General features: G+C 43.9%; 1 rRNA gene. It reads right to left on the bottom strand.

Annotation, left to right across the window (positions count from 1 at the left end):
* Nucleotides 1–156: 156 nt before the first annotated feature.
* A 23S ribosomal RNA gene (locus tag ACTG7X_RS11075) occupies nucleotides 157–369 on the bottom strand; the annotation flags it as partial.

The following is a 369-nucleotide window of genomic DNA, read 5'->3' as shown; positions in this document are numbered from 1 at the left end:
TAAACATTTCTGTCTTCTGTCCTCTGTTATCTGTCCTCTGAACGAAACAAGCTGTCTTTGAGTTTTTCTTTTTTGTCTGTTAGTTAATTTCACGCACTTCAACTGTCTTCTGTCATCTGACATCCGTCATCTGAACCAAAACCACTTGAGCGTTGTATAGTTAAGCCTCTCGGGCAATTAGTACTGGTTAGCTCAACGGCTCGCACCGCTTACACATCCAGCCTATCTACGTCTTAGTCTTAAACAACCCTTACACTCTTAAAGAGTGGGATGACTCATCTTATGGCAAGTTTCGTGCTTAGATGCTTTCAGCACTTATCTCTCCCGCATGTAGCTACCCAGCAATGCGTCTGGCGACACAACTGGAAC

Source organism: Lonepinella sp. BR2271 (genome assembly GCF_051851515.1).
GTDB lineage: Bacteria > Pseudomonadota > Gammaproteobacteria > Enterobacterales > Pasteurellaceae > Lonepinella.
This window is presented reverse-complemented; position numbering and strand designations above follow the sequence as displayed.